Here is a 6,595-nt window from a genome sequence, read left to right on the forward strand (position 1 = left end):
CTTCAGGCCGCTCGCAGCCCTTCAGAAGTTCGTCCAAAAGTTCCTTGGAAATCGTCATCGTCCTTGCTCCTCTCAGGAAGCATGGACCAAAGCGCAGTTACACAGAAGATCGGACACTCTCCAAGACGACGGTCCCTGACACGTCAGCGCCCTGTCCGCGTGACAAGGTAAACCGCGTGTTCCGGGCGCCTGCACCGAACCTGCTCTGGGTCAGCGATTTTACCTATGTGTCCACGTGGCAAGGCTTCATCTATGTGGCCTTTGTCATCGACACATTCGCTGATCGCATCGTCGGATGGCGGGTCTCACGATCGGCCAAAACTGACTTTGTTCTCGATGCTCTCGAGCAGGCCCTGCATGATCGACGGCCGGTCCAAAAGAGCGGATTGGTTCATCACTCGGATCGCGGCGGGCAATATTTGTCCATTCGATACACCGAGCGTTTGGCCGAAGCAGGCATCGAACCATCGGTCGGCAGCGTCGGGGACTCGTATGATAACGCCCTCGCTGAGAAGATTAACGGTCTCTACAAAACCGAGCTGGTCCACCGCCAGGGTCCATGGCGCAACATGCAAGATCTGGAAATGGCCACCCTCGGATGGGTCGATTGGTTCAACCACAGACGCCTGCTTGGCCCCATCGGAAACATCCCGCCAGCAGAGGCTGAAGAGAACTTCTATGCACAGCGCGACGTGCTCGATATGGTCGCGTGAAATGAAGCTAAAGGTCTCCGGTGAAACCGGGACGATTCATTTTGTGGTTCACCGTAAAACCTTCCCGGGCAATCATCACATGGACACGACGACAACCAAACCGTCGCCGTTCTCTGGATACCCGTTTGATCGCATCGCGTAGCTCAGTGTCATCGCCACGGCGCGTCAGGTATCGCACCGATGACCGATCAACTTGCAGCACATCGCACGCCCGTCGCTGGCTGACCTGATTAACCTCCATCAAATGCGCCACCGCTTTCCGCTTCCCAACAGGCGTCACCATTTTTTTGAATTGATGTCTCGGAGCATGGCGTTGTCGAGCATCTGTTCGGCCAACAGCTTCTTCAGCTTGCCGTTCTCGTCCTCCAAAACCCGCAATCGCTTTGCGTCAGAAGGCTCCATCCCGCCATACTTCGATTTGTATTTGTAGAACGTCGCCGAGCTGATCCCATGCCGCCGACATACATCGGCGGTCTTCTCGCCAGCTTCCTGTTCTTTAATCATCGCAATGATCTGCTCGTCTGTGAATCGTGCCTTCATTTATCCGTCCTTTTGTTGGGCGGACTCTACACAAATTTGGAGGAGTTTTAGGGGCTCAGGTCAGTCAACTGCTTGCCGTGGAGCTAGTCATTACCGCTCTGCGAACCCTTTGAATACCATTCGCGCAAGTTCCAAAGCATATCCACGCTTGTCTGCGGCAGAAAGCTCTGGTGCCTTCAATCCAGTCAAGGATAAAATCGCTCCATCATTGTACTCACCAATCTCATCCGGACCAACGTATCCCATCAACCAGTCCGAGAACGAACGACAGCCTACCGTTTCGTCCAAGGTTTCTGAAATGTTTGAGTGACGCGGATCTCTGCAGATCCGTGCATAGCATTGCTCTACAACCCCACTCTCACCTTCCAGAACCTGAAAAAACAGATCATCATGATACATCAGCACCCCGGTGATGCCGTCGCGCTCATTATTTCGGACAGACACCTCGAGTATATCTGATAGAACCTGAGTCTCTAGTGGGAAGCGAGACAGGCTTACATATGCAATGTGACGAAGCATCAGTGAACATTACCATTCATAAATTCGAGAAAGCAGATCCACCGCAACCCAAACGTGTTTACCACACCAAGTATAGCAACTTGGACAAGCAGTGATAAGTATCAAATGTGTTCCGTAGATATGCTATTGCTCGCGGGGAAAGCAGCAGGTCTACTCAGATGAGAATAGAGCGCTCGACGGGCGAAACGACATCTGGCTAAGTGTTGTCAGCGAGAACACCTAGCCTAATCAGATCGGAAGCTCGAAGAGCGAAGCGCTTTGCTTTACGTTGAGGGCGTTTGCACCTCACACTTCGGCCCAATTTTGGACGCTACGATATGGTGTGCTTCAGCAACAAAGAGGAGGCCTTGGGTAAGACAATGATGATGTGTTTTGAGGGAGTGGCGGGGTCGCCAGTCTTTTGGTTTGTTTCCGCGGTCAGCACCATCGCTGCTCTTGTTTTGCTTTGGATGCTCAAATTTCAGAGATTTAATGGGAAGATTGACTACGCGCTCACCTTCATCGCCGTGATTTGGACCTTGATGATGGTTGGACTGGAGGCTGCGTCGAGCACTTACTCCTGTCAATTTCAATGGGCGATCATGGCATGGCTTGGCAATGCCATGTTGCCGGTTGCGTGGTGTTTTTTCGTATTTGCGTACGTCGATGACGCTTTATGGCTCAAGAAACGCAGCGCCCGCGCTGCGCGGATCTTCGTGCCCATAGCAATCTTCGCTTTTGCTATCACCAACCCATGGCACAACCTCGTCTATACAGATGCTTCTATCATTCCGCAGGGGCAGGGCCACATAGAGTATGTTCACGGGCCGGGCTTCTATGCAATTATCGCAACCCTTTACTCATTTGTACTGGCAACCCTGTTTTGTCTTGCGAAAGCCTTTACCCGTGCAAAGCGGACGGCGTGGCCTCTGCTAACCGTGCTGGTTGCAATTACTCTAACGCCCCTTGCTGCAAATACTGGCTACGTTGTCTTCGGCTTTACCGTCTTTGGCCTTGATCCAACGGCCTTCATGTTCACTCTTGGAATTGTCGCCTTCACATGGATTCTCTTTACAAATAAAGCAATGGATATGGCCTTTATTGGCCAGTCCGGACTAGCGAATACGATGAGTGAGCCAGTCGTCATGATTGATAGGGGTCGTAAAATAGTTCTAATGAACACGGCCGCAAAAAGTAGAGATTTTAATCATGCTACCAAGCAATTTATAAATAAAATTCTTGCAAATGACAAAAATTTAGAAACGCGTGAAACTGTTTCTCACCTGCGCATTGGGCAGCGGGTTTATGAACCCAGAATTCGAGAAATCGAAAGCCCACTTGATCCATCAGAAACCATTCTCGGATGGAGCATCACCTTCGTTGATATCACAGACCGGATCGCCACCAGTGCGGCACTGGAAGAGGCGCTTCAACGGGCAGACGAGGCCAACCGCAAGAAAGACGAGTTCATCTCGGTTGTCAGTCATGAATTGCGGACCCCTTTGACCTCGCTCATAGGAGGTTTGGCGCTTGCACGCAGCGGTCGCCTTGGCGATGTAGCCGATCCTGTTCTTTCGGTGCTCAACATTGCGCACCGAAATGGGATCCGCCTATCACGACTGGTCGACAACATTCTGTTGGCACAGAAAATCGACATCAATGCATTGGCTTTGGAAAGCAAGCCTGTCGATCTCGGTCAGCTCCTCGAAGAGAGCTTCAAGGACAATGAAATGTTCGCCACGGAGCGGGGTGTGCGGCTCGCCCTTGGAAATGTTGTTCTTGCTTCCGTCATCATCGGGGACGCCTTCGCCATCCGTCAGATAATTGATAACCTAATCTCGAATGCCATCAAGTTTTCGAACGAACATGACATCATCGAAGGCGCAATTAAAACTTCGAACGGGCAGGTAAGACTGTCGATTACTAACTCTGGTCAAGGCATTCCCGAAGGTATGGAAGGCCAGGTATTCGGTCGCTTTGGGCAAGTTGAAAATAATGGTCAAGGCTCCACTCAAGGATCCGGGCTTGGCTTGCACATTTCGAAGAAGCTGGCCAACCAGATGTTGGGAGATATCTTCTACGAAAGCGAGGCTGGTGTCTCTACGACGTTTTATGTTACGTTTCCACTGGTGAACTAGCGTAAGGCCGATCTCGCGCTGGTCGCAAGTTAAAAGCCACAATCGTTTCGTGCACCCTGAGCCTATTCGCTGGGTGGCGGGCAGTCTTTGAGTTGCTGCACAACCGTTGCGGTGTAATCGACGTTGTTGCACAAAGCGGTGAGGAGGATTCACTGCGCGAATCCAGTGCGTTAGATCGGCGGCATGCCGAAGCCCTCTCCCACCCGCTATCGCACGACGAACTGGTCCGAATATAACGCGGCGCTGCGCCAGCGGGGCTCGCTCTCGGTCTGGTTTGATCCCGACATGGTCTGGCACGCCGGAAAGACCGGCAAGCGGGGGCGCCCGGAGACGTTCTCGGATGCGGCGGTCCAGGTCTGCCTCACGCTGAAAGTGCTCTTCGGCCTTCCGCTTCGGCAAACGGTCGGGCTGGTCGAGAGCCTGATCCGGATGGCTGGGCTCGATTGGCCGGTTCCGGACTATTCGACGCTGTGCCGACGGCAAGCGTGGCTCGGGGTGCAGATCCCCTATCGCCGTTCGGGGAAGCCGTTGAGCCTGCTGATCGACAGCACCGGCATCAAGTTCCGCGGGGTTGGCGAATGGTTGGCGCGCAAACACGGGCCGTCGCGGCGCAGGCAATGGCGCAAGGTTCACATCGCCATGGACACGGAGACCGGCGACATACGCGCGGTCGAGTTCACCTCGAGCCGCCAGGGTGATAGCCCTCTGCTGCCAGATCTACTGGCGCAGATTCCCGAGGGTGAAGAGATCGCCACAGTTACCGCCAATGGCGCCTATGACACGCGCCGATGCCACACCGCCATCATCGAGCACGGCGCCGATGCTGTCATACCCATCCGCCGCAACGGTCGCGCATGGAAAGAAGACTGTCCCGCCGCAGTTGCGCGAAACGAGATCCTGCGCGCAACTCGGCACCTCGGTAGGGCTCTCTGGAAGAAGTGGGCGGGCTACCATGTCCGAAGTCGGGTCGAGGCCCACCCTCTCATGGTTTGCATGCAAACCACTGCCGGGCAGTGGATGAACCGCCTGAAGCTCTTCGGTGAGCGGATCATGTCCCGAGACCCCGACCGCCAGACCGCCGAAATCCAGATCCGCATCGCCATCATGAACCGCTTCTCGGCCCTTGGCAGGGCCGAGATCGAGGCCATCGCCTGAAAGGCCACGGGAAAGGGGATCGTTCGCCCGATCAATGATTTGCGCAACAACGCCGACCACGGTAGCGGCAGGATAGTCGCGATCCCAAAGCAACGAAAAGTTTACGTAATGTGACCAATTCCGTTGATCCACATCAATGAAAGTTGGACTTGGCTCCGATATTTTAATTCTCAGCTCTGCTAGACAAGAGTTTTATTTGGAGGAGAATTACATGAGTGTGAATATCTTACTTCCCGCAAAGCGTGTGGCAACCGTTTCGGCATTGGCTTTGGCTATCGGTTTTGGTGGTAATCTCGCCTTCCAACCGCTCAGCCATCTGTCGGGTGCGGCAGTCGCAGAATCGTCGGGTGGGGATCAGGGTCAGCAAGGGCAAGGTTCCAAAGGTCAAAATGGCCAAGGTGCCAAAGGTAACGACGGTCAGGGTCAAGGTGGTCCGGACGCGGACTCTGAAGGCAAAGGGCCGAAGGCTGGCAACGAAGGGTCCACCCGTTCCGGCAAACCGAACTGGGCTGAAGAAGGTATTCCTGAAGTAGAGCTTGGTCGGTTGAGCGTTGCGCGCTCTCCGTCGCATGTGCTTGATCGCGCTTATGACGAGGCGCTGGCAAGCCTGAACACCGACATGGTGACGTTCTACAACATGAGCTTGGACGACATTATCTCAAATCTGTCGCTCAATTTCGACCAACAGTCCTATGTCGATTCACCGCTGCAGAACCTTGCATTCTTGCGTGATGCGCTTGATGGCTCGATCTCGCTGCCGGGCGTGACCAATAGCAACGAGGTGCTTGAGGCAGTCTTCCTTGGCGTCGCTTCGGACAAAACCGTGCCGATCACAACTGATACGGTGATTGCGGTCTCGAAAATTCTTGGGACGCCCATCACCGGGGATGCTGCGGCGGCTCTTGCTGTAGACGCAGAAGCAGTGCGCGTCGCAGTTCTGGCTGGCCACGGCTGATCTGCGCTTGACGCTTAAGAGAGGCGGCGGCGCATAGTTTTCTGCGCCGCCAGTTTCGGGGACGTGTTCTGTGGCGCAATCAAACACATCACAGAACAAAGATAATCTAGGGGATGATATTATGATTGGCTCAAATAATAATCGGAAGCGGTCGATGCTGACGGGGCTTTCAGTGGCGGCAATCGTCGCAATCATCGGCGGCACCTCTTACTTCGGAAGCTCATATGGTTTCCTTGGCGCAGCAAATGCCGAAGAAGGCACGAGTGGCAGCCATACTGAAGGCGCTGGTGCCGGGAATAAGGGCGGCCAAGGTGGACACTCCGATGGGCAAACCGGAGACGATAGCGGGCATACGGATACGGGTGGCAAAAAAGGCCCGAAAAACGGCGCGAATGGTCAGGGTGATGACGGTCACGGTCAAGGTGGTCCCGACGCCGATTCAGAAGGCAAAGGCCCGAAGGCCGGGAGTGCGGGTTCGACCCGCTCTGGCAAGCCCGTCTGGTCGCAAGAAGGTCTCCCCGAAGTTGAACTGGGCCGCCTGAACGTCGCGCGCTCGCCGAGCCATGTGCTGGATCGCGCCTATGCCGAAGCTATGG

At 54.5% G+C, this 6,595-nt stretch carries 5 protein-coding genes and 2 pseudogenes; 5 read left to right on the forward strand and 2 right to left on the reverse strand.

The genetic code is table 11. The annotated features are described in order from the left end of the window. The coding region (locus tag AB4874_RS19685) for an IS3 family transposase (protein WP_368393291.1) at positions 1–713 on the forward strand (713 nt) is incomplete at its 5' end. Positions 714–771: 58 nt separating this feature from the next. On the opposite strand, the pseudogene AB4874_RS19690 reads toward AB4874_RS19685, so the two are convergent. Together AB4874_RS19690 and AB4874_RS19695 are read right to left on the reverse strand one after the other, a co-directional pair. Then, positions 772–1,253 (reverse strand): annotated as a pseudogene (locus AB4874_RS19690) (transposase); the annotation flags it as partial. 90 nt (positions 1,254–1,343) lie between these two features. Further along, complete coding sequence (locus AB4874_RS19695) at positions 1,344–1,772, reverse strand: BLUF domain-containing protein (RefSeq protein ID WP_368393292.1); 429 nt, start codon at positions 1,770–1,772, stop codon at positions 1,344–1,346. 347 nt (positions 1,773–2,119) lie between these two features. Between AB4874_RS19695 and AB4874_RS19700 the strand changes: the two genes are divergently transcribed. From AB4874_RS19700 to AB4874_RS19715, 4 genes and pseudogenes are all read left to right on the forward strand, one after another. Further along, positions 2,120–3,889 carry a sensor histidine kinase gene (locus tag AB4874_RS19700; protein WP_368393293.1) on the forward strand — a complete coding sequence of 590 codons (1,770 nt, stop codon included), beginning with the start codon at positions 2,120–2,122 and terminating at the stop codon, positions 3,887–3,889. Positions 3,890–4,072: 183 nt separating this feature from the next. After that, positions 4,073–5,044: an IS5 family transposase gene (locus AB4874_RS19705; RefSeq protein ID WP_368393294.1), complete on the forward strand. Its 972-nt coding sequence runs from the start codon at positions 4,073–4,075 to the stop codon at positions 5,042–5,044. 136 nt (positions 5,045–5,180) lie between these two features. After that, positions 5,181–5,999 (forward strand): hypothetical protein, encoded by an 819-nt coding sequence (locus AB4874_RS19710; RefSeq protein ID WP_295537315.1) that lies wholly within the window; start codon positions 5,181–5,183, stop codon positions 5,997–5,999. Between the two features lie 154 nt (positions 6,000–6,153). Beyond that, positions 6,154–6,595, forward strand: a pseudogene (locus AB4874_RS19715) (hypothetical protein); the annotation flags it as partial.

This window comes from Thioclava arctica, from assembly GCF_040892615.1.
GTDB classification, from domain to species: Bacteria; Pseudomonadota; Alphaproteobacteria; order Rhodobacterales; family Rhodobacteraceae; genus Thioclava; species Thioclava arctica.

What these genes read in the sequence shown, in the direction of transcription:
- AB4874_RS19695 (WP_368393292.1), bottom strand. Translation starts at nt 1,772, where the DNA reads ATGCTTCGTCACATTGCATATGTAAGCCTGTCTCGCTTCCCACTAGAG.
- AB4874_RS19705 (WP_368393294.1), top strand. Translation starts at nt 4,073, where the DNA reads ATGCCGAAGCCCTCTCCCACCCGCTATCGCACGACGAACTGGTCCGAA.
- AB4874_RS19710 (WP_295537315.1), top strand. Translation starts at nt 5,181, where the DNA reads ATGAAAGTTGGACTTGGCTCCGATATTTTAATTCTCAGCTCTGCTAGA.